The 1,075-nt window shown below is 43.3% G+C and carries 2 protein-coding genes; both read right to left on the bottom strand.

The window, feature by feature from the left end; translation table 11 throughout:
- Positions 1-207, bottom strand: a 207-nt coding sequence (locus tag R7070_RS26380; RefSeq protein ID WP_318141541.1) for a chemotaxis protein CheW, incomplete at its 3' end; no start/stop codon positions are given.
- Positions 208-495: 288 nt separating this feature from the next.
- Positions 496-1,075: ROK family protein (locus tag R7070_RS26375; RefSeq protein ID WP_318141540.1), on the bottom strand; the 580-nt coding region annotated here is incomplete at its 5' end.

Raw genomic sequence — 1,075 nt, 5'->3', positions numbered from 1 at the left:
GGCTTCACCTCGAAGAGAAGCAACACCACGGATGTTGTAGTGTGAGCCAGGCAGCTTAGTCAACGGCGGAAGCTTTATCACCTCTTTCACTTTGAACACATTAATCGCAAATAACTGACGACTGTTTAACGTGAACAGCAAAAGTTCCAGTCGGTTTTCACCCACTAAGTTCGTACGCTGATCAACCGTATTTAAAACTCCGGACATACTACTACCTAAATTCTGAACGATTATTTTTCACTCTTTATTGGAAACCTTGCTGAGAATACAAGGCGACGTTTTTTAATGAGTGTATAGATATCTAAGTAAACTCAATACGTTAGCTTGATACGTTTAACATCATGAGCCAAATTAGATATAAGTGCAAATTACATCAATGACGTGCACATAGCAATGCACTGCTGCTCAGATTCGTCATTTGATGGCTTTTTAAGATCAAAAAAGGGTGCGCTCTTGAGCCACACCCTAAATCAAATTAAAGATAGAAAGAAGTGATTAACCTTCCACCACCTTCATTAACAACTGCCCATCATACAGAGCTTGTTTTATCAGCGCAGCGCCCGGCATCGTCGCTTGTTTATAAAAGCGAGATTCCACCAGCTCAAGATCTTGGTGATAAACAGGCAAGCTTTGTTCTTCAATACAACGGCGAACGGCTGGATAAAGCACCTCTTTCGCTTGGTTAATTACCCCACCAATCAAAATCTTTTCTGGGTTAAACAAGTTGATCACGATAGCAATTGCAGAACCTAAATAGCGTCCCAATTTTTCAATCACATCATCCGCGAGAGGATCGCCAGTGGCCGCGGCTTCACAGATACTTTCGATACTCATCTCTTCTTGATCCGCAAGAATAGAGGCTTCACCTTCAGAGATGCGTCTCACCACTTCTTCACGAATCGCTTGCGAGCTGGCAACCGTTTCTAAGCAACCAATGTTGCCACAGTGACATCGCTTCCCGTTGGGATCAATTTGAATATGCCCTAGTTCACCGATATTACCGTGGCGGCCTTGAAGAACTCGCCCATCAAGAATGATACCGGCGCCTAAACCATGGTGAATCGAAATAAGAACA

It is taken from the genome of Vibrio sp. 1557, from assembly GCF_033340175.1.
Taxonomy (GTDB): Bacteria; Pseudomonadota; Gammaproteobacteria; order Enterobacterales; family Vibrionaceae; genus Vibrio; species Vibrio alginolyticus.
This window is presented reverse-complemented; position numbering and strand designations above follow the sequence as displayed.